The sequence below is a fragment of the Paenibacillus sp. J2R1T-4 genome (genome assembly GCF_059692235.1).
On the sequence record NZ_JCAUBA010000011.1, the window covers coordinates 118,406 to 141,196 of the forward strand.

At 48.2% G+C, this 22,791-nt stretch carries 17 protein-coding genes; 6 read left to right on the plus strand and 11 right to left on the minus strand.

Annotation, left to right across the window (positions count from 1 at the left end):
- Positions 1-150: 150 nt before the first annotated feature.
- Positions 151-1,596 (plus strand): DEAD/DEAH box helicase, encoded by a 1,446-nt coding sequence (locus AC58QD_RS18995; RefSeq protein WP_497336112.1) that lies wholly within the window; start codon positions 151-153, stop codon positions 1,594-1,596.
- Positions 1,597-1,609: 13 nt separating this feature from the next.
- Positions 1,610-3,181 carry an ABC-F family ATP-binding cassette domain-containing protein gene (locus tag AC58QD_RS19000; protein ID WP_497336114.1) on the plus strand — a complete coding sequence of 524 codons (1,572 nt, stop codon included), beginning with the start codon at positions 1,610-1,612 and terminating at the stop codon, positions 3,179-3,181.
- Between the two features lie 162 nt (positions 3,182-3,343).
- Here AC58QD_RS19000 and AC58QD_RS19005 read toward each other — a convergent pair whose 3' ends face one another.
- Genes AC58QD_RS19005 through AC58QD_RS19015 form a run of 3 tightly spaced genes read right to left on the minus strand, consistent with a single transcriptional unit; the run spans position 3,344 to position 4,737 of the window.
- On the minus strand, positions 3,344-3,820 hold the full coding sequence (locus AC58QD_RS19005) for a VOC family protein (RefSeq protein ID WP_497336116.1): 477 nt from the start codon (positions 3,818-3,820) through the stop codon (positions 3,344-3,346).
- A gap of 60 nt (positions 3,821-3,880) precedes the next feature.
- The gene (locus AC58QD_RS19010; RefSeq protein WP_497336118.1) at positions 3,881-4,387 is read right to left on the minus strand and encodes an SRPBCC family protein; all 507 of its coding nucleotides are present in this window, start codon (positions 4,385-4,387) and stop codon (positions 3,881-3,883) included.
- Positions 4,387-4,737, minus strand: coding sequence for an ArsR/SmtB family transcription factor (locus AC58QD_RS19015; RefSeq protein ID WP_497336120.1), 351 nt, complete (start codon positions 4,735-4,737; stop codon positions 4,387-4,389). Before AC58QD_RS19015 ends, AC58QD_RS19010 begins: the two co-directional genes overlap by 1 nt.
- 359 nt (positions 4,738-5,096) lie before the next feature.
- Between AC58QD_RS19015 and AC58QD_RS19020 the strand changes: the two genes are divergently transcribed.
- On the plus strand, positions 5,097-5,720 hold the full coding sequence (locus AC58QD_RS19020; RefSeq protein WP_497336122.1) for a DUF3298 and DUF4163 domain-containing protein: 624 nt from the start codon (positions 5,097-5,099) through the stop codon (positions 5,718-5,720).
- Between the two features lie 299 nt (positions 5,721-6,019).
- Here the strand turns inward: AC58QD_RS19020 and AC58QD_RS19025 are convergent, their stop codons facing one another.
- On the minus strand, positions 6,020-7,609 hold the full coding sequence (locus AC58QD_RS19025) for an extracellular solute-binding protein (RefSeq protein WP_497336124.1): 1,590 nt from the start codon (positions 7,607-7,609) through the stop codon (positions 6,020-6,022).
- Between the two features lie 371 nt (positions 7,610-7,980).
- Between AC58QD_RS19025 and AC58QD_RS19030 the strand changes: the two genes are divergently transcribed.
- Complete coding sequence (locus AC58QD_RS19030; RefSeq protein ID WP_497336126.1) at positions 7,981-10,230, plus strand: helix-turn-helix domain-containing protein; 2,250 nt, start codon at positions 7,981-7,983, stop codon at positions 10,228-10,230.
- A gap of 556 nt (positions 10,231-10,786) precedes the next feature.
- The gene (locus AC58QD_RS19035; protein ID WP_497336128.1) at positions 10,787-11,809 is read left to right on the plus strand and encodes an SGNH/GDSL hydrolase family protein; all 1,023 of its coding nucleotides are present in this window, start codon (positions 10,787-10,789) and stop codon (positions 11,807-11,809) included.
- A gap of 48 nt (positions 11,810-11,857) precedes the next feature.
- Here AC58QD_RS19035 and AC58QD_RS19040 read toward each other — a convergent pair whose 3' ends face one another.
- From AC58QD_RS19040 to AC58QD_RS19050, 3 genes are all read right to left on the minus strand, one after another.
- Positions 11,858-12,739 carry a TetR/AcrR family transcriptional regulator gene (locus AC58QD_RS19040; protein ID WP_497336130.1) on the minus strand — a complete coding sequence of 294 codons (882 nt, stop codon included), beginning with the start codon at positions 12,737-12,739 and terminating at the stop codon, positions 11,858-11,860.
- Between the two features lie 21 nt (positions 12,740-12,760).
- Positions 12,761-15,898 (minus strand): efflux RND transporter permease subunit, encoded by a 3,138-nt coding sequence (locus AC58QD_RS19045; protein ID WP_497336132.1) that lies wholly within the window; start codon positions 15,896-15,898, stop codon positions 12,761-12,763.
- 355 nt (positions 15,899-16,253) lie between these two features.
- Positions 16,254-16,613 carry a response regulator gene (locus AC58QD_RS19050; protein ID WP_497336134.1) on the minus strand — a complete coding sequence of 120 codons (360 nt, stop codon included), beginning with the start codon at positions 16,611-16,613 and terminating at the stop codon, positions 16,254-16,256.
- Between the two features lie 193 nt (positions 16,614-16,806).
- On the opposite strand from AC58QD_RS19050, the gene AC58QD_RS19055 reads away from it, so the two are divergent.
- Positions 16,807-17,229 (plus strand): universal stress protein, encoded by a 423-nt coding sequence (locus AC58QD_RS19055; RefSeq protein ID WP_497336136.1) that lies wholly within the window; start codon positions 16,807-16,809, stop codon positions 17,227-17,229.
- Here the strand turns inward: AC58QD_RS19055 and AC58QD_RS19060 are convergent.
- From AC58QD_RS19060 to AC58QD_RS19075, 4 genes are all read right to left on the minus strand, one after another.
- The gene (locus tag AC58QD_RS19060; protein WP_497336138.1) at positions 17,189-18,619 is read right to left on the minus strand and encodes an ArnT family glycosyltransferase; all 1,431 of its coding nucleotides are present in this window, start codon (positions 18,617-18,619) and stop codon (positions 17,189-17,191) included. The two genes, AC58QD_RS19055 and AC58QD_RS19060, sit on opposite strands and share 41 nt — an antisense overlap.
- Positions 18,620-18,752: 133 nt before the next feature.
- Positions 18,753-20,189, minus strand: coding sequence for an ATP-binding protein (locus AC58QD_RS19065; protein WP_497336140.1), 1,437 nt, complete (start codon positions 20,187-20,189; stop codon positions 18,753-18,755).
- Complete coding sequence (locus AC58QD_RS19070; RefSeq protein ID WP_497336142.1) at positions 20,186-20,860, minus strand: response regulator transcription factor; 675 nt, start codon at positions 20,858-20,860, stop codon at positions 20,186-20,188. Before AC58QD_RS19070 ends, AC58QD_RS19065 begins: the two co-directional genes overlap by 4 nt.
- Positions 20,857-22,644, minus strand: coding sequence for an ABC transporter ATP-binding protein (locus AC58QD_RS19075; protein WP_497336144.1), 1,788 nt, complete (start codon positions 22,642-22,644; stop codon positions 20,857-20,859). Before AC58QD_RS19075 ends, AC58QD_RS19070 begins: the two co-directional genes overlap by 4 nt.
- Between the last annotated feature and the right edge of the window lie 147 nt (positions 22,645-22,791).

The following is a 22,791-nucleotide window of genomic DNA, read 5'->3' on the forward strand; positions in this document are numbered from 1 at the left end:
AGTTCGTCTCTTGAGACTTTATCTTGCTGCTTATAACCACACGATGAACAGTTAAACCCGATTCGGGAGTATAATAGATGAGTATACGATAGATGCACGGTGGAAATCTGTATGTATAGGTATTCGAATATAGCGTAGAAGAGGTTAAAGATGAGTGAGAAGCAGTTTACAGATTATCCGTTAAGTGAAGAAATCGTGAGGGCACTGAATAGCTTGGGCTACGAGACACCAACAGAGGTTCAGACGGAAGTCATTCCGGTAGCGCTTGAGAAGAAGGATCTTGTTGTCAAATCGCAAACAGGCAGCGGCAAAACAGCTGCTTATGGTATACCACTCTGCGAGCAAGTGGATTGGAACGAGAATAAGCCGCAGGCATTAATCCTGACGCCAACCCGTGAACTCGCGGTACAGGTCAACGAAGACATTACGAATATTGGGCGTTTTAAGCGACTCAAGGCGACTGCACTTTATGGGAAACATCCTTTTCATATGCAAAAAGCAGAGTTAAAGCAAAAAACGCATATGGTCGTAGGTACGCCAGGACGTGTGCTGGACCATATTGAACGAGGCACGCTACCGCTGCAGAAGATTGCCTATCTCGTTATTGACGAGGCGGATGAGATGCTGAATATGGGCTTTATTGAGCAAGTGCAGTCAATCATTCAAGCGCTGCCTAGTGACAGGGTTACCATGTTGTTCTCCGCTACGTTCCCTGAAGATGTGGCCAAGCTGTCACGCAAGTATATGGACAAACCCGTTGAAATTGAGATCAAAGCGAGCGGAATTACGACAGCCACAATTGAACACTCTCTTATTCAGGTGATGGAGAAGGACAAGCTGGCGCTGCTTCAAGATCTGCTAATTGTTGAGAGTCCGGACAGTAGTATCATTTTCTGCCGTACGCAGGAGCATGTGGATCAATTATTCAAAGAAATGGCTGATCTCGGCTATCCATGTGATCGTATTCATGGTGGTATGGAGCAGGAAGAGCGATTCGAGGTGATGAATGCGTTCCGAAGGGGACAATTCCGCTACCTGATTGCGACAGATGTAGCCGCCAGGGGGATCGATATCACGAATATTACACATGTCATTAACTACGATATTCCGCTTGAGAAGGAAAGCTATGTACATCGCACGGGAAGAACGGGACGGGCAGGCAAGACGGGTAAAGCAATTACCCTCGTCACGCCTAACGATGCCAAGCGATTGGCCGATATTGAAGCGTATATTGGATTTGCGATACCGAAAGTGAAGGCCCCCTCCGAAGAGGCAGTTGATCGCCGTAGAGAAGATTTCGAACAGAAAATAAATGTTGGACCTGAATTGAAAAAAGATAAACGCGAGCAATTAAACAAGCAGATTATGAAGCTTAACTTCAATGGCGGCAAGAAGAAAAAACTTAGAGCCGTAGACTTTGTCGGCACGATCGCTAAGCTTGACGGGGTATCCGCAGACGATATTGGGATCATTACGATTCTCGATCATGTGACGGATGTTGAGATTCTGAATGGCAAAGGACCGCTTGTGCTTGAAACCATGAAAAACACGACAGTAAAAGGCAAGCTGTTAAAGGTGCGTAGAGGCAATAAATAAAAGGGTGATTAGCATGAGCATAATTCGGATGGAAAATGTAACAAAGAAATATGAAGATACCCTGATTTTTCGTGATATTTATTTCCGGGTGAGCAAGGGGGAGCGGATTGGTCTGATCGGACGTAATGGTGCCGGTAAATCGACTGTTTTTAAGCTGATTCTGGGTAAAGAGGAACCTACTGCTGGAAAGGTGGAAGTAGACCCTCAGGTGAAGATGAGCTACTTCTCCCAATTCTCCGAAATGCAGGGACGGCTGTCTGTGCAGCAGGAATTGGAGCTCATCTTCGAGCAGGTTGCATGTATTGAACAAGAACTGAAGGAAGTCGGAGAAAAGCTGGGTCAAGTCATCGATGCAGACGAGATGAATGGGTTGCTAACACGGCAAGCAGAGCTTTTTGATCAAATGGAACATTTGGATGGCTGGAATGTAGCTGTCGAAATCAACACCGTTCTTACCAAGCTGGGATTCGATGACAGATCGAGGAATCAACCAGTGGATGAATTGTCCGGGGGTTGGAGGAATCGCGCTGCACTAGCCAAAATCTTAATTGAGCAGCCCGATGTTGTTTTGCTTGATGAGCCTACGAATTTCTTGGATTTAGAAGGTCTGGCCTGGCTGGAGCAGTGGCTGCACCGTTACAATGGGGCGATGATTCTAGTCTCGCATGATCGGCAATTTATAGACAGAGTCGTTACGCGAACGATTGAGATTGAGAACTATCATTTTCAAGAATACGAGGGTAATTATACCGATTACATCCGCAAAAAAAGGCTGCGCAAGAAAGAATTGGACCGGCAATTTGAATGGGAGGAAGAGCTGCTTATCATGGAGTCCGAAGCCATCGATAATCGCTCGCACAAGAAATCCTCGAAGGATCGAATCGCGCGCAAGCTGACGGATATGAAGAAACGGATTGAGCCGCATCCTGTGAACGTGCTTATTACCGATATTTATGATCAATTACGCTTTCCTGATAAGCTGTGTGAAGTGCGCCAAATTGGACAGAGGTATGATGATCGAACGATATTCCACAATATAAGCTTCGACATTCAGAAGGAAGATCGAATCGCGATCGTGGGCCCCAATGGAAGTGGGAAGTCGACACTGATTAAGGTGCTAACGGGACAGGAGAAACCGGATTCTGGTGAGGTTGTTTGGGAGCGAGGCGTCAGCTACGCTTACTTTAACCGGATGTGGGATGAGCTTGATCTGAAGGACACCGTTAGCCATGCGGTCAATATTTCGGGACTTGGTTTAAATGCGCCACGCAAAAAAGTGAACAAATTTCTAGCGATGCTCCAATTCTCAGAGATAGACCTAAGCAAAGTCATCGGTAATCTATCCGGAGGGCAGCAGGCCCGAGTTGCTCTAGCCAAGTGTCTTCTCTCGGGGGCTGCCGTTATTATATTGGACGAGCCGACCAACCACCTTGATCTGACAAGCATACAGGTCATGGAGCAAGCCTTAATCCATTTTCCAGGAGCTGTCGTTACGGTAAGCCATGATCGATTCTTCATAGACAAGATAGCGACCCAAATGCTCACCTTCGACCCTGATCTGGGAATAAGCGTACAGAACATCTAACCCGCGAATTCGTGTTTGTGGAACAAATCTTTCGTGAGATGAAACCGGCAATAGGCAATGATACATTTCGCCATACTTGTGATACGATTCTCCGCGTTGTCTGTAACGGCAAGATTTTATAACAAAGAGGAGTCGCTAAGACTCCTCTCAAATAAACTCTTACTATCTCTCATAAGCTTGTATTAAAGCTTTCATATCGATTTTATCCATTTGGAGCATGGCTTCCATGACATTTTTCGCTTTCCCGGCATCCTTGTCAGCCAGCAGCTCGCCCATTTTCGTGGGCACGATCTGCCACGACAGGCCGAATTTGTCCTTCAGCCAGCCGCACCGTCCGGGTTCCCCTCCGTCAGCAGTGAGTTTCTCCCACAAATCATCCACTTCTTCTTGCGTCCCGCAATTCACGAAAAACGAAACGGCCTCGTTAAACTTGAAATGGGGACCGGCGTTTAACGCCATGAACCTCTGGCCGTCCAACTCGAAAGTCGCGGACATCAACGTACCTTTCGGAAAAGGTGCTCCTTCCCCGTAACGGGTAACGTCCAACGTTTTCGCATTTTTGAAGACGGAGCTGTAGAAGGTAATGGCTTCTTCCGCGTTTTTATCGAACCACAAGAAGGGAGTAATTTTGTTTTGCATGATCTTTCATCTCCTAGTCATCCATAGATTTTTATGGAACTTTTCGATTCTTCCGATCCTTTAATGATGAAGCGCTCCGATACTTGTTTCAAACTTGTCAAGCGACTGGTTCATGCCGATGACGGCGTACTTGGACATTTGGCCCAGCGTCCAGTCGTGTTCAGTGATCGTCAGTTCCGTCCGGGTGTCACCCTGAGCTTTAAATTCCATGACGAATTTGATCTCTTTCGGAAAATCCGGGGGCATGCCCACCTGAGCGGGATCTATCGGGTTTCCGTCCGCATCGGACAGGCTCTGCGTAAATTCAAGGCGTTCAAAGGGCACAATCTTCGTATAGACGCCGGTGGAGTAGTAATCTTGCCCCCCTTGTTCTTGCGGCGCCCGCATGCAGAATACATATTTCCCGCCTTCGCGAAGATCGATTTCGCATCTCGGTGAGGTATAGTGCGCCGGCCCCCACCACAGCGGGACCAGCTTGGGATCAGTCCAGCCTTTCCATACCCACTCGACCGGGATATCGAAGACGCGGGTGATGACGAGGTCTTGCTTGTTAGAATTTAGGTTCATTAGGGTTCCTCCTGCTTATTTTGGGTCTCGGCGGTTTTTGCCATTTCTGCTTTCATGACGGCCTCGAATGTATCCAAGCGCCGACTCCATCGTTGTCTCATGCTCTTGGACCATTCCTCGAATTGAACCATTGCATCAGTGTCGATGCGATAGATGCGTTGCTGCGCCCTCTTTTTCACTTGGATCAAATTCGCCTCAAGCAGGATCTTCAAATGTTGGGAGATCGCCTGCGGACTGACCTGGAATTGTTCGTGGATCTGAGATGCGGAGAACTCTTCATGGTCAGCAAGCATCTCCAGAATACGGCGGCGTGTTGGATCAGCGAGCGCGGAAAATATATCATTAGGCATAAAGCTTTTTTCTTACCCCTCCTTCCTGCTTGCGGACGTTTCGTCGGTTCAATTCGTCATGTATGGAGAAATTATCCTTGAACCTATATTAAATCGTTTTCTTTATAAAGTAAATGCTTTAGTATAAATATTTCTGTGAATCTATATAATTTCTTTTTCGCCATCAAACTCACTTGCGCTGAAGTTTCGGGGACGAGTGACCTACCCCAAACCCATGCCGCTCAACACGCTTTAACAGGCTCCTACAAGTTCAATCACAATAGTCGTAGCAACATCTCGGAACATCGCTAACCAATGGGCGGTCACTTGAATAGGCTAATGTATGTAATTTTAGTCTAGGAAGGAATGATCCGATACTTATGGCTACTTATCAGCTTCCCGTTCAAGTGCAAACTCGTTTTCTCACTGCGCCAGGTGTGAAAATTCAATACCCTAATGTTGTAGGCCTCCCCTACCAAGCAGCAGAAGACTATATCAACCGCACCATTTACAAACAAGTGCACATCCTGCAGCAAGAGCAACAGAAAATTCAGACCGGCTCTAATATGGAGATGACCGGACAATATGAGATCAAGACCAATGAGCGCGGCATACTTAGCCTCCTTCTTAGTAACTACGGCTATTCGTATCCGATGGCGCACGGCAATACATTGGCCAAGTCGTTGACCTTCAACGTGAATACCGGCAAGCTATACCCCCTGAACGAGCTGTTCAAGCCTGGTTCAGACTATGTGAGGGTGTTGTCCGCCAATGTCGCGGTCCAGCTCAAGCAGAGAGATTTGCCGACGATTCAACCTTTTACGACCATCAACTCGAACCAGGATTACTACCTGGCAGACAAAGCACTCGTTATCTATTTCCAGTTGTATGAGATTACACCTTACTACGTGGGGATACCGATGTTCCCGATTCCTGTATATGACGTGCTGGACATAGCCGCAGATCCGGGACCACTCGCTACCTTGTCTTTGGATGTAGTCTAGAGAGGATGGGCGGATGGAGACAACCTCCGTCTGAGCGGAACTTTTGGACATAATATGGACATGTATCCCACCTATATATCGTTGACCGGTAAATCGCTTTCATGCTGCAGTAGCCCTGATATTAGGACGCCGGGCGTCTCCTCCAACGTCGGCGCAGGCGAGTTGATCTCGGCGCTGCGGGCGATTGTGGGGCGTTCGACCTCGACTGCTTGAAATACAACATCCAAGCGAAACAACAGCCCCTAGCTTTTAAAAAAGCGTAGGGGCTGTGTTTCGTTCTATTCTGTTACGAACGTGCATTATTTGATGAAACCAGCCGCTTTGATTAACGCCGTGTATGCTTCGTGCAGCTTGTTGCCTTCGAACTTAGTCATCAGTTCCTCGCGATATTTCGGCCAGTTTTTGCCCGATTTATCCTCTAATACCGCCTTGACTTGCATTTCCCGCTGTTTGGCCCGATACGTGCCCAAATCGAAGCCTTGTGGCGGAGTAAGGCTTGCTCCAATATAAGGAGCTATAGGAATTGCTGCAATCGCCTTCGTAATTTCACGATCGCGCTCTGTTTCCAAAGGATCTACAACAGTAAGTCCGAATGTCTTCGGAGTATTAGGTGTGAAGAAGTCCCAGATGGCCAGCCAGTCGCCTTTTTTGATAATGTCCTCTTGAATGGCTTCCGGTTTCAAAGTAATGGTGCTGCCGCTGCGTGTGTAATGCTTGTTCTCAAGACCGTAATGGGTCATAATGAAGCCTTCCTCGCTGGCCAGCCAATCCAATATTTCTGCAATCCGTTTCGCCTTTTCCGGTTGCTTATCAATGACCCCTTTTGGGAACAGGAACGGGCTGCCAGGAGCGACCCCGGATGCTATCGGTGTACTTCCGAACATAGTGAACGGCACCCAGTTCGCTTTCGGGAACAGCTGCTTCGTTTTGGTCTGTAAGCCTTGTGGATTCGAATCAAAAGCGAGTTCTTTCACCGTTCCATATATGACTCCGGATTTACCTTGCGCCGCCTTGTCGATGTGTTGCGGGTTTTTGTTCAATAACCAGTCTGGATCAACAAGTCCTTCACCGATTACTTTAATAATGTCGTTCAAAACGCCTTCAATTCGAGGGTCGGTTTGCCCATCAATAAATGTGTTGTTCTCAACGAAGGCAGCGCTTATGAGTCCATTTTTCTGAAACTCCGGCCAATCCAAGCCAAGAGTTGTGCCGCCGCCTGCTGTTGTGAACCCGTAGGTGTCATTTTTGCCATTGCCGTCGGGATCCTTTTTCGTAAATGCCCGCAGCACATTCAAATATTCATCATAGGTTTTGGGGATTTGAAGACCTAGCGTATCTAGCCAATCCTTACGAATATACCACGCGCGGTACACTTCTTTGTTGTAAGGAAGCGGAGCCCGCAAGAACTGATTAAACACCTGGTAGCCTTTCAGTGTGGGTTCGTCTACCCAGTACTTGAAATAGTTCGGCATCGCTTGTGGAGTTACGATATTCGTCATATCCCCGAGCAACCCGTCGAGTGCATATTTCTGTCCTCCGTCGCCGTTCACATCCCTCCACATATCGGGTGGATCATTGGCGGCAAGCTGGGCGTTCAGTTTATTCGTGTAATCGTTACTTGCTGCGTTGTAATCAACCTGGAGCTTAACATTGAATTTCTCTTCAATCTTCTTCAGCACAAAATCCTCATTAGCCGCTGGAAGCTTTGCATTCGCAGGACTATCGATCATGATTCGCAGTGTCAGTTGTTGTTTCGCTGGAGCGGTCGTCCCTGTCTTGGACTGGTCCGGGCTATTCGCCGGCGCCGCTGGTTCTTCCTTCGAGGAGCATGCGGCTAACAAACTCGCCGTCAGTACTACCGCCGAAATCGTTTTCAATGATCGTTTCATGTTACTTCAACCCCTTATTTGTTTTGTTCCTGGCTATTCGCCGATTGCAATGGATACGCCCTTATCGTACCGATGGAGCAACCTTTTGAATATAGGGCATTTTTACGGAGTGAACGTTTTTAAATAGGGAGAATAAAGAGCATCTTATATTTGGAATAGGCACGGAAAAAATGCACATCACACGACTTAGTGGATTGCCGCAAAAAAGTATCATCCAGTAAAAATCGTCCATCTACTTTATTCTTTAGAGATTATCGAATGCTGTTGACGAATACTCCTACCTTAGAAATAATAGAACTTACATGATTGAATGGGATTCACGTCCATTAGCAACGAAAGCGTTTTCGGAAACCTGTGAAAGGATGAGCATGATGAGAAGAAACTGGTTTTACCGCTTATTGGTTTCGTATTTACCCGTCTTTCTTACGGTTAGTGTGACTTTGATGCTCATTGCTTTCGTCAGCTTCCGGCAGCTATCAGAGCGATCAGCCTTGAAGTCGAACGAAGCGGTAGCTAATAACGCGCTTCAACTAATCGAGCAATCGCTTCGCAACATTGAGAATACGATGTATCCTTCCGTATCCATAGACAGTCGGATTATAGCTTATTATGCCGGAACGGACAAGTCGCTAGACTTGTATAGAGCCGCCACCGCACTAGGGGAGATGCAGCTCCGGCTTCCTCTTCTACATTCCGTTTATTTGTACATACCTGAGGAAGGAACCATACTCGGGCCGACCAACATTTCCATGTTGGACTCCTTCGCTGACAAGGCTTACATCGAAGAAAAAATGAAGTCCGATACCCGTTTTGATTGGGGGGACCGCAGAAGGCTGATCGCAGGTCCGTTCGTCACGAAGCAGACGGAAGTGGTATCCTTAACCAGAATTGTCGACTTTCGCACGAGAGGGCTAGTTGTCGCGAACATTGACATCGAAACTTTAAGAGAGCTTCTGATGAGCTCGACTGAAACAGCGACGGGATATCTGGAGCTTACAGATAAGAATGGCACTCTAATCGCTTCCACCCTGAATTCAGAGACTCTCACAGGGAAGCAAAATCGCAAAAAACTGGTTACCGCCAGTATGCCTTACACCGGTTGGAAAATCGAAGGCGGCATGCTGCAGCCAGGCATTTTCGGTTGGGTAGCCCCGATCATGTACGTCTCGATTTCGCTGTGCGTGCTGTGCATGCTGCTCGGACTCGTATGGATCGTATATGTCTCCCGTCGGCATTCCCGGCCGGTAGAATCGCTGTTCCGCCAGGTTGGCTCCATATCGTTAAAGAAATCATCTCCGCCGATGCCGCCAGATAAGCGGGATGAATTCCAAACGATAGGTTTGGCGCTTGACAGCTTATTGAATCTTTCCGACACATTGAGCAAGGAGAATGAAGAGAACAAAAAGTTCAAGAGTACTCATCATTTCAGGCAGCTTGCGGAAGGCCGCACAGAGTCGATTACCCGTGAGATGCGGAAGGAGGCCGAGCAGTCGGGGCTCCCGCTTGAATCGGGGCCGACCTTGGCAGCGATTGTGGAAATCGACCGGTTTTTAGCGTCTGTATGCCGCCACTACTCCGAATACGATAGGCAGTTATTGACTTACGCGCTTCAATCCGCTCTTCAAGAAACGATGTCCGCTGCCGGCGTCTCCGTCTGGCTGGATTGGCTGGCCGAGCATCAGCTTGGGCTTATTGCCGCCTATGGCGGTAAGAAGTCCGCCGAACTGGAAATAGAAGCAGCGCTCGACAGTTTCCGTATTTGGACAGAGCGGCATCTTCCATTTACGGTAACGATCGGTATAGGGATCTCAGTCGATCGAATCGATACCGTATCCAGATCATTCAAAACCGCAAGAGAAGCACTTGCTTATAAAGTGCCGCTCGGCTTGAATCGAGTCATCGCCTTCCGTCATTTGCCGGAGGATGGTCACCCGGAAATCGTACAAGAGCTCCAACGCATTAAGGAAATCAGCCGTTCCTTCCGGATGGGTGAGGCCGGATGGACAGGGGAATGGGCTTTGCTGCTGTCTTCGATCCGGAACGGAAAGTTCAGCGGCGAGCAAATCCGTCATATGCTCTTCATCCTGTTATTCCAGGTGCAACGCGAGATGATCGGGTTGCCTGACGAGCTGCAATCCGTATGGCTCAAGGAAAGCGCCCGATTGGAAGAGGCACTGAAGGAAGGCGAAACGTTGTCGGACATCGATGAAACGTTCACGTCTGTCCTGGAATCCGTCTGGGAACAGCTCTGCAAATGGCGAGAGTCTAAAAGCAACCGCAGTGTGCTGCAGGAGATCAAACGTTACATCGACGGACATTACTCGGATCCGAACCTGTCTCTGGTCATGCTGGCCAATGAGTTCCATATCAATCCTGCCTCAATCAGCAGACTGTTCAAAGAGGAATTTGGCGTGAAGTTCATCGATTATTTGAACAACGTTCGAATCGAGCAAGCGATACGCTTGATGCAATCTTCTGATATGTTAGTCCAGGATATCGCGGAGCAGGTCGGCTTCGTCCATAGCCAGACGTTTATCAAAATGTTCAAGAAAATTACCGGCTCTACGCCGGGATTATATCGTAAGGAAAAAACCGGAGGCGGCCTGACGGGGGAGCTTTAGAGAAGGATCATTATCGGTCATTCCGATGTACACTTGAATAACCAGGTGCTGTACATTCTCTGGTTGGTCACTTGCTGAGTATAGATCTATCACCTTGAGACATAAACAAGCTGACGCCGGTAGAGTACCGACGTCAGCTAAGCAACTAAGGCTTTTTCCGATGTATTTCTCCCTTACTCAAGCACAATTTCGCTGTTTTTGACTCCTCCACTTCTGCTTATTGTCGCCAGTTTGGATTATAGTGGCTCGCCGTTTACAGATAAGCCATTTTAGTACTGGTTATTTTGGCCATTTCATCCCTAAGGCACTAATTAGCCAACCTGACTATCCCCTATTTCCGCATTGTTAGCCGATTTTCCTCAGAACCATTCCAATAACCAGTAGTAAAATAGGCTATCCCAGAAATAACTGTCTTCTCCACACAAATAACCTATACTAGAAGTGGCTATCGGTCACCCGTTGGATAAATTTTTTGCGAATAATTGACGATTCCAAACATTGGTAAGTATAATCGGAATGTATTCCACCCATACCCATAAAGAGGTGTCCAATCCCGATGACGGAACAGTTGAAGCCTTACGACTTATTGTTGCCCCCGATTATTCCAGCCTTGGTAGGCAAGGAGATTAATGTGTATTTCGACAATCTGATATACGGTGATGCCAGGCGTTACGATTTCGTGGTTAAGACAAGCTTAGGCAAGCATGAGAACGAACGATGGACGGCTGTTCCGACTGAGACCGGTGATTACTCCTTATCGATAGAAGTATATGACGAGTATGGAGCCCAATTGTCAGCAGCGGATACGACGGTCCGTGTCGCAGATCAAGCCTCAAACGCCAATACTCACCGCAAAGTTATATTTATAGGCGATAGCACGACCGGCGCTGGACATTATACCGCTGAATTACTGCGTCTATTCGCAGGGGACTCTATGAATCTGGAGCTCGCTGGGACCAAAGGGGAAGGGCTCAATGCCCACGAGGGGCGCGGCGGATGGCGGTCGGATCAGTACTTTAATAGTGAGGAAAGTCCGTTTGTTGTTGATGGGCGGATGGATATTAAGCAGTATTTGCTCAAAAACGAGTATAGCGGGATCACCGACGTGTGCATTCATCTTGGTATAAACGATATATACCACGCGGAAACTCATGGAGGCATTCAACACATTATTGAGCAGAGATTCCCTATGCTGGATGAGATCATCGCCCAGTTCAAATCGTACGATTCGCACATTCGGATCGGGATGATGCCTTGTATCCCTCCTTCCCGCGATCAAGACAGCTTCGGAGCGAACTATGGGACCAATCAGAACCGTCGTACCTACAGACGCAAGCTGCAGCTATGGAATACCGAGATCCTTAGACGTTATGCGAACCGGCAAGCTGAAGGAATTGAGATCATTCCCATTTACGTGAATCTGGATACGGTTAACAATATGCCTGCCCATATGGTACCCGCCAATAGCCGCAGTTCGAGAACAATTCGGCGGCAAAATAATGGGGTTCATCCTCTGCCTGAAGGTTATTTCCAAATGGCCGATGTGATCTATTATTGGTTGAAGCAAGAAATGAACTGACAAAAAAGCCCGACTTGCGTTCTTACCGCATGGTCGGGCTTTCCCGTATTACTTCAAATAACTCTCAATATTCGCGATATGCTTCTTCATCGTACTCGCCTTATATCCCTTCAGCAGAGCCAGCATTCCTTTCACTACCACTTTACTTGGATCAGGCTTGTCGAATTCCGTCTCCAACACTTGCAGTGCAGATTCCAGCTCCTCTTGCTTCACAGGCTTTAACCCCAACGAATCGACCAGCTCACGGATAGCTCGAATATCATCGACAACCCCGCTGTTAATTTTAAACCCGCAGGTAGGATTCTCCGACATGAACTTTTGGATCTCATCCTGTTTCATGATCGGCTCTACTTTTTTGCTGATCATGCCATATACGACATCATCAAGTCGGTCTACCATGAAGCTCGCAACCTTCTTGGCATCCAACGTCATCTGTTCCTTGACTACATAGCCCATATAACCGGTAGTCATGGCGCTGAAGATGGTTGCGGCATCGAATGAGTAGGGTCCCGCTTCTTCCCCGTACAGCTCCAGGATGCATTTCTGATTCTCGACCAAGGAATAGGCCCGCAGGACGAATATAGACTGATGGATCTCCTCGTTGAACTCGAAGCGCTCCGTCATCAACAGCTTAATGAAATCACTATGCTCCACAAAATGGGAATAATTCAATGTGATTTGCCGGATCAGTTTGTCTCGGGGCGCTAACCCGCTATTCTCCATGATCGAACGGAAATCCTTCAACATCAAGTCAAAATGATGCTTACAGATCGAGACTAGCAGATCCTCCTTGGACTTGAAGTAGAAGTACAGCGATCCTTTGGCCATGCCGAGGGCATCGGCGATCTCCTGGATGGAGGTGCTCTGATACCCTTTGTCGGCAAAACATTTCAAAGCCACATCAATAATCTGTTGTTTCTTCTCAGTCAATGGTAACACCGCCGCTTCGGTTTAGGATTCGACCGTTTGCTTTCTGCGGAATTTGGCAAGAAATTCGTAGACAATCGGTACGATAATAAGGGTTAACAATGTGGAGCTAAGCAAGCCGCCGATAACGGTTACCCCTAGACCTTTTGAGATAATGCTGCCTCCCGTGCTCTCAAACCCAAGCGCTAGCGGCAGCAAAGCTCCGACTGTAGCTAGAGCCGTCATCAGAATAGGACGCAATCGGGTTCCTGCTGCCTCGATCAACGCATCTCGCGTACTGAGACCTTCGATCTCTTTGTGCCGCACACGATCCAACAACACGATGGCATTCGTAACGACGATCCCGATCAGCATCAGAGCTCCCATCATAGCGGAGGCGCTAAGCGTCTCGCCCGCAATCCACAAGCCCAGCAAGCCGCCAATAGCGGTGAAAGGCAAGGAGAACAGAATAGCGAATGGCGTGATAGCCCCGCCGAAGGTGATGACGAGCAGCAAGTATACGATCGCAACCGCTGCTGCCATAGCTAAGCCAAGCTGAGTGAACGTTTCTGTAATTTGTTCCGTAACGCCTCCGAAGTCTACTTTAACATTAGTCGGCAACGAAAGTGCTTTTATTTTATTTTGAGCCTCAGTAGAGGCCTTGCCTACGTCTTTTACCGTAATATTCGCGGTTACGTCTACATACAGCTTCCCGTCTTTATTCGTAATGGAGTTAGTCGATGTGCCCTTCTGAACCTTGACTACATCCTTCAAAGGAACTTGGATACCTAGTGGCGATTGGATGGTTGCATTCTCAATATCACTGATGCTGCCGTACTGCGCTTGATCGACGTTCACATATACTTTGTACGCTTTACCATCCACCTTCACCTCAGTCAATGGCGGGCGCGCTCGAACCGGACTAAGCTTCATCGCGATTTGGCCAGCCGACAAGCCTAACTGACTAAGCTTCTGTTGATCGGCTACCAGCGTGTACTGTTCATAGGTTTTGGAAAGGCTGGAGTCGATTTTCTCATAAGTCGGGTCATCCTTCAAAGCCTCTTGAATTTGATCGACCGCTTTCTTAATATCATCATGATTATCTCCGTACACGGACATACTAAGCTTGCTTCCGCCCAGACCGCCGCCTCCGAAGTCCATGAATGCCCAGTTTCCGGCCGGTTCTATCTTTTTCATCTCTTCTAGCAGGTTGTCTTTTTCTTTATCGAAGTCCTGGATATCATTCTCGTATTGCACATAAAAGAGTGCTGATTTGGACGGTCCCACACTGAACGGGTTCGTACCGCCCACGGAATACTGCAGGTGCGTTACCCCTTCACGATCCAATATCATTTTCTCCGCTGTCATAGCGGTCTGCTCGGAATCGCTTAACAAGCCGCCAGGCGCCGGGCTATACGTAACCATAGCATACTTCTGTTCTTCTTCGGGCAGGAAGCTGACTCCTACGACTTTGATTAGGCCTAAGCTGGCTACCAGAAGCACTATAGCAATCGAAAAGGTAACCAACTTGTGTCTCAAAGTCCAACTCAACATTCTCCGGTACCCTTTTCCTAATGCACCGACTTCATCATCGTTATGCTCATGCTTGACTTTCAACCCTTTGCGGAAAAAAGAATGCGTAAGCATCGGCACGATCGTGATGGCCACTAACAAAGAGGCAAGAAGCGCGAACACCATAGTCAATGCAAAAGGAATAAAGATTTGACCGATCGGGCCGCTAACGGTTGCCAAAGGCAGGAACACCGCAATCGTTACAAGCGTCGAGGACATAATCGGCAGGAACATCTCGCGAGTAGCATCAAGTATAAGGGCCTTCCCCTTCAGCTTCTCCGAGCGCATCGACATCCTGCGGTAGTTATTCTCGATAACAACAATCGAATCATCGACGACTCGACCAATGGCAACCGTCATGGCGCCTAGTGTCATCGTATTTAATGTAATATCCATCCACTTGAGGACAACTAAGGCTATCAACAAGGATAACGGGATGGAGACAACCGAGATAAGGGTAGTCCGAATATTTCGCAAGAAAATCAAGATAACGATAATGGCGAAAAGTGCTCCGAATAGAGCTTTACTTAACATCGTCTTGACGGACTCTTCAATCGGCTTCCCTTGGTCGAGCATGACGAGCATGTTCACACCAGGATGATCGGTTTTTAATTGGTCGGCTACCTTCTTTACTCCATTAACGACTGTAACGGTGTTAGCATCATTCGTCTTCGTAACGTTAATCCCGATCGAAGGACTGCCGTCCGTGCGGGAAATGGATTCCGGCTTCGCCACGAGCTTAACATCCGCAATCTCACTCAGCTTGACAGTCGAAATGCCTGTTGCTGCTTGTTGTCCTGCGGTTGGGGCCACAGTTGGAGGAGCTGTTGTTGCTTGTTGTTGCCCTCCAGGAGCAGCGGCACCCGTTGGAACTACCGGGATACTAATGTTTTTAAGGTCCTCTATAGTTGTGATATTGCCGTCCACTACAATGGTTTTCTCGGACTTCTCCATCTCGAACAGACCGAGCGGAATTTTCAAAGCTGAGCCTTGCACAATTCCTTTCACCATATCTTCACTAAGACCCAATGATGCCAGCTTAGCTTTGTTGAACGTCAGCTGCACTTCCTTAACCTGTTGACCGGCAATAGCTACCGTGCCTACACCCTCAATGCTTTCTAGCGCGCTTTTCACTTCATTGTTCACCAGTGTCGTAATTTCTTCCAGAGACTGGTTCTCACCTGATATGCTTAGGGAGACGACTGGGAATGCGTTGAAGTTAATGCGTGAGGTCTGCACCTCCTGGGCACCTTCCGGACGAACGAATCCGTTGATCGCTTCACGAAGCTCCGTCTCTGCTTTATCGAGGTCTTTGCTATATTCATAGTTGACAATGATGGAGGATACGTTCTCTGAGGAGGTTGAGGTTACTACATCTACCCCGTTCAAGTTCTTAATCCTTTGCTCGAGAGGGATCGTAATTTTGTCCGCTACTTCTTGAGGAGCCGCTCCAGGATACACAGTCGATACCGTCAAAATAGGGATCTCAATGTTCGGGATCGTCTCCTGCTTCATCGTAAGTCCAGAATAAAGACCCGCAACGGTAACGATTATCGTTAGGATCCATAATGCAAATTTGTTGTTCAAAGAAAAGTTAATAATTCCTTTCACAAACCCCACTCCTTTTTTCGAATACTGTTCGAATATATTCAAATATTAGTCGAACGACGTTCGAAAATCAATGGAGTTTTGTTTCCTAATGTAGCCATATTGTGTCTATTTCAATGTAGGAAGTCAATTCGTTAAAGTGCCAAGCGAGTGTCCACCAATCACATAGGGTTGTATCGAACCGTGTTCGACTTTATTTAATACATCATCGGCGCGATTCTTTCCAAACACCGCCCTGCAAGGCGAGTTCCGCTCTATAGCAGAGCCCCGACCACCACCATCTAGGCACCAATCCAAAAATAAGCACATGAGGCCCGCATAATTAACGGTCCATGCGCTTATAACAACCAACAAATGACTAGTGAAAAACTTTCGTGATCGCTTCTTGAATCCGTTCCCTTTGGAACGGTTTTACAACAAAATCTTTTGCTCCGTAAGTAATGGCGTCAAGAACCATGTCACGCTGACCCATAGCCGAGCACATGATGACTTTGGCAGTCGGATCTATCTTACGGATCAGCCGTAACGCCTCCACACCATCCATCTCAGGCATAGTAATGTCCATTGTAACCAGATCGGGCTTGTTCTTGGAATACTCATCTACCGCTTCTTTGCCGTTCTTGGCTTCCGCAACAACCTCGAACCCCAGCTCTTCTAGAATGGTTCTCATCATAAATCTCATAAAAGCTGTATCATCTACCACCAACACTCTGAGCATCTAGAAGCCCCCCGACTAATCCTTCTAGGTATAGTGTAGCAGCGGTTACTGAACAATTTCTTAACAACTATGATGGAGCTTCTCGAGGGGCAAATAAATCTGCATTTAATCGGTACTTAACGTTTATATCTAAGCAGATTCGGGTAATAAATGAGATAAGATTCAAGAAGCATCATTCAGGAGGAATATGACTATGTATACTAAGATCCTTATCCCGATTGATGGTTCAGAGCATGCTCGGCGTGCCTTGGATCACGCTATAAAACTGGCGGGAAACCTAGACAGCAATCCCCTTCTCACCATCATGCATGTAAAAGATATCCTGCCCTATCTGGAGCCTATCTCAGGCACGAATGTACTGGAGATGCAGGAGGACAGCGCACAGGAGCTGATCCAGCCTGCCGTGAGCCTAGTCGAGGAAGCCGGACTGGGCAGCTTCTGGCTTAGCGTACAAGGCGACCCGGCCCAGACGATCTGCAAAGCCGCCGCAGAAAGCGGCTACGATCTGATCATCATGGGAAGTCGAGGGTTAGGCCGCTTCACAGAAATGTTCCTGGGCAGCGTCAGCCACAAGGTCATTCAGTATGCTCCTTGTCCGGTGCTTGTGGTGAAGTGATCCGCAGCGCACCGATCCACACACACATCCTGCATATCCCATAGCTCTGCAGAATGAATAGGGCCGGCATAATATCCATCCGATACCTCGTCTGAATCTCGATCGCGATATGAATCGCAGCATACCCCAAGACAAGCAGCAACAATAGCGGGTACGTTGGCACATCACTATCCTTTTTTCTCTTGGCCAACAACAGCGATACCATAGCGATTAAGCCGAATACACTCATGAGCAAATACCCGATTCGCTCCCCTTGAATCATCAATCGTTGCAATTCAGGCCGATCCTGCTGCCACAAGCTCCACATATAAGCGGAGTCTTCATCCCCCCACATGATCTTCAGCTTGCGCACAAGCAGCTCGACAAGCTGCGGCTTGTTCTCCAGCCGCTCCATCAACAAGCGCCGGGTCGCCTCATTCCGCTCTTCTCCCGAAGGATACTGCGTTACATACATGTTATCTTCGAGCGACCAGCCCCCATTCGTCACAGGGTTCACCCCAACCATAAACTTATAATACGGTTCCGAGTTAGCCAGCGGATAAGGTGTCACACCTGAAGCCTGCAGGGACAGACTCGCCGCTTGTTGGACTATCAAGTACACAACTGCCACACCGATCGCCTTAACCAATGTCTTCCATGGAGGAATAGCAATAGCACCCTCGCGACGCGGCAACAGTCCGTACAAGACTACGAAGGCCAAATAAGCGGCTACAAAAGCACTCCCGAGCGGCCTCATCAGATTCCCTGCTCCGAAGCAAAGACCAATAAGCACCCAACGGTACCAACTAGCTTCCCTTTGATCTCGAACCGCCAAATACAAGCCAAGGAAAAAGAAAAAGGTAGAGATATGCTGATTGGTCAACACCGAACACATCATGATCTGCGGTACGTAAAGAGCGAACGCCAGAGCCGCCGCTCTACCGCTCCATTCCCCGTACAAACGAGCAGCCGTCGCATAAATAACAGCTGCTGTTGCCGTATTGAACAGGACGTTGAACACCTTCAGCACCATCAGGCTGTCCCCGAATAGCGATAAGAGCAAAGCTTCGTACATGGTGAAGCCAAGCTGATACACCCAACGTGTGAAATACTCCGATGTGCCAAAAGAGAAATCTCCTCGAACAGCGCTCTGCGCAGCCGAATACATATCTAGGAAATCAGATACCGGCTGTGTATCGACATACAGGATCCAGCCGAATCGCAAGCCTGCCGCGACCACCAGGACAGCCGCAATAGCCTGCGTTCTGGTTAAATATCGATTCACAGCATAACCGAGCACAATCATTACAATAGCAGCAAGCAGCAGTAACCCGGCTGTAGTCCAATTAGAGCCTGTCCAGGTCGCAGTATTCCTAAAGGATTGTAAAGTCATCCAAGCGAAAAAAATCACTCCCAAGAACACCAGGAGTCTTGTCATAGTTGCAGATATTGCCGTTCGCAATCTTAATCACCTCATACCCAAAGAATAGCCTACCGCTTCTCACAAGTACAGAAGCAATAGGCTATGCAGTTGTGCCGCGCTCTCATCGCCCAGACGGATAAGGTAAAGTCACGGTGAATAGAGCGCCCTCCCCGAGTTTACTCTCCACAGTTACGCTACCCTTGTGCATACTTACGATCTTGCAGACAATCGAGAGCCCTAATCCACTTCCGCTGTTGTATCTGGAACGATTCCTCGACTTATCCGCTTTGTAGAACCGTTCGAATATGTGCGGCTGGTCTTCTGCCGCAATACCTGCTCCTGTATCCCACACACGCACAACAACTTCATGTTCCTTCCCTCTCACATCTATTCCGATTGTTCCCCCGTTAGGCGTGAACTTAATACTATTATTGATCAAGTTAATCCACACTTGGCTGAGCAATTCCTCATCACCGGCAAACTCTGTCTCCTGGAAGGAGACATCCATCTCAATATTTTTCTCTACCCATTGCGGCTCACAAGCCAACACAATGTTGCGAATTTGTTTATCGATACGGAAGCGCTTCGGTTCAAAAGGATGATGCTGTGATTCCAGGGACGTCAGCTTCAATAAGTTCTCACTAAGCTTGGACAGCCTTCTGCTCTCCATCTCGATAATTCCCAGATAGCGGTCTCTGTCCTCCGGACTCACCTTTTCACTCTGCAGAGCGCGAGTAAACCCGCTGATGGACGTTAACGGGGACTGGATTTCGTGCGAGACATTGGAGATGAACTCCTGCCGCATACGTTCCATCTCATTCAGCTCCACGGCCATATCGTTCAAGCTCTCCGCAATGGCCCCGAACGGGCCGCGATAATGCAGACGCGGCTGCAGACTGACATTGAAGTCGCCTTTGGCCATTCGCTTCATCGCGTCGATAATCGCTTGCATCGGATTCATATGCTTCCGGTGCCTGGCCCCCATAATGGAAGCCAATAACGTCATCAATGTAAAGGATAATAGAATCGTTACCAACTGTTTGCCATAATCCTGAAATAAGCTGGGAGTGGCAGATTGCACGAACAGGGCATGCGGCTGTCCATTCAGGATAAAGGCTTGACCCGTTGTTGCTACCCCGGAGCGGAACGGATTATGACGCGGCAGCTTTCGGATCTCTCCCCCTGCCAGTACCAACTCCAACTCCTCTGGTGAAACATCAATCGACATGGACCCACCTCCGACCTCAGCCTCAGCCCCAGCCCCTGTCTCTATCGTATGCGTCGGTCCGAATGATTTGCGAGTACCCGCCTTATCGATCAGAACGATCAGATCGTCTCGAAGGTTAGCCACTTGCCGTACCGTCTCATCCGGATTGCCGCTGTGATCGGAGCTGTACAAAGTTGCTATCGTGCTGCCTCTAGCCATCATCTCATCCCAATGCCGAGGCTTGGTATAGTAATCATAGAAGAAGGAAGTGATCAGGAACGCAAGGGTCCAGACGAAAGAGACCATCATAATAACTTGAACAATGCGAAGGGCAAAGTACCGTTTCTTCATCCCAGCACCTCAAGACGATATCCTAGACCGCGGATCGTACTGATGCGGAAGGAGCAGCGGTCTTCCGGGAAGCGTTCACGTAAGCGGTTGATATGAACATCAACCGTCCGTTCATTGCCTTCGAAGTCATAGCCCCATATTTGCTCGATAAGCTGCTCTCTGGAGATCGTTTTGCCGGGATAGCTGGCCAGCTTGAAAAGAAGCTCGAACTCCTTGAGCGGCAGCGTCAAATTCCGACCCTCGAGTATGACCTCATACGTTTTTCGGTTCAACTCCAGCTCCCCAGCTTGGACAATCTGCGAGGTTGCAATTTTATAACGCTTCAGCAAAGCCTTGACCCTGACAACGAGCTCAAGCGGCTCGAATGGCTTCACCAGGTAATCATCAGCACCCAGCTCGAATCCTTTGATCTTCTGCTGCGTTTCTCCAATCGCTGTAAGCATGAGCACCGGCAGATCATAATGCTCACGCAGCTCCTTGCATACTTGCCAACCATCCATATTCGGCATCATGATATCCAGAATGACCATATCTGGTGCGGATGTATCCAGCATGGCCAGCGCTTCTATCCCATCACAAGCTTCGATTACCTCAAAGCCTTCTTTGCTTAAGAATACCCGAACGAGCTCGCGAATATGAGGATCATCATCAACTAGCAACAGTCTGGTCATATACGTGCTCCCTTTCCAATTTCGATGCGGTGCTCCGTATCCTGTCTCATCCGCAGCTGTTGGTCTGCGAATTCCCGGTATAACGAATGCGTGTCATAAAGCTCGGCATGTGTTCCTTTTCCGGTTAGTTTGCCTTTTTCAATGAAAAGGATCTGATGAGCATCGACCACAGTAGATAAACGGTGTGCGATAACAAGAGTGGTCCTGCCTTTCATCAGATTATGAAAAGCTTGCTGCACAACGATCTCCGATTTACTATCGAGACTGGATGTAGCCTCGTCCAGCATAAGAATACTAGGATCCCGCAGCAAAGCTCTCGCAATGGCGATTCGCTGCCGTTGACCGCCAGAGAGCTTAATCCCCCGTTCTCCCACTTGGGTCTCATACTTCTCCGGCAGCTCTTCAATGAACATATCGGCATAAGCCATAACAGCCGCTTCCTTAAGTTCCTCATCCGATACCGTTCTTCCCGTCCCGTAGCAAATGTTGCTGCGGATGGAACCGGAGATAAGCGGACTCTCTTGCGATACGTACCCGATGCGGCCCCGCCAGGATTCTAGTGAATAATCCTGGATGGGGTCTGCGCCCAATCGGATTTCCCCAGCATCCGGCTCATAATAGCGCTCTAGCAACGAGAATAGGGTCGTTTTGCCGCCGCCGCTCGGACCAACAATCGCCGTAACTTTGCCTGGTTCCAGGCTGAAGGAAATGTCTTCGAGTATCGTCTCTCCTTCCTTCGCATAAGAGAACGAGACATGATCGATTACAATAGGCTGATCTACCTTCACCAGCTCTCGCCCTGCCTTAGGCTCTTCCTCTTCGGAATGAAGAATCGTAATCATCCGTTCCGTTGCGCCTCTGGCTTTTTGCAGTTGAGTGAAAAATTGCGTGATTTGAGTCATAGGGAACATGATTTGAAGCAAATATAGAATAAACGCAACCAGATCTCCAGCCGTTAAAGCACCACTCGATACTCGCAAGCCGCCATAACCAATAATCAGCACCAGGAGCAGCATCATAACTGTAGACATGATCGGAGCGATCATGGCCGCTACTTTGCCTTCCTTGAGCCCGAATTGGAACAAATTCCGGATTCCGGTAATTCCTCGTTCGTACTCGACCGCTTCTGCATTCGAGGATTTCACCAGGCGAATCTCCGAGACGACTTGGGTCAGCACGTTGGTAAACCGCGCTGTCTCATCCTGCACACCTTTGGAGATCTTGAACATTTGCCGACCAAGCGGCACTAACGCCGCCACAGCAAGCGGGACGGCCGTCAACATGGTCAGCGTCATTTTCCAATCCAATATAAGCAACAAAGTTACGGAGCCTATTATCGCTACAATCCCTGTAATGAAGTTCGACAGATGTTCGCTGATAAACCCTTTTACAAGACCTGTATCATTCGTGACCCGACTGATCGTTTCCCCTGTCTCCTGATTATCATAATAGGGGATTCGCAGCACAAGCAGCTTCTTCCACAGACGTTCCCTAAGCTTGGCTACAACATGCTGCCCTGCTCGATTGAACAAGTATATCGATACTCCAGATGCCAAGGCTTGAATAAGAAAAGCACCGGCCAACAGGGCTATTTGCCCTCCACTGATAGTAGAAAGCGAGAAGCCGTCAACCAGATTCTTAGTAAACAAAGGCACGACTAAACTTACTAAAGTAGTAGCCATGCTGAACGTAAGCGCAATGGCGATTAGTTTCTTGGGTGGATTGGTCTGTTTGATTAATTGATAGAACTGCTTCCAGCCTGCCCCTTGAGGTTGTTCTTGCACCCTGCTCTCCCCCCTCTATTGATTCCATATTAACATGTGCATGGTTACCTTCTTTAACACCTTACGAGATTTACTAGTGTGCCGTTTCAATAACTATAATTGTTCAATATGAACCGAATATAAACAACGGCAGGAGATCGACATATG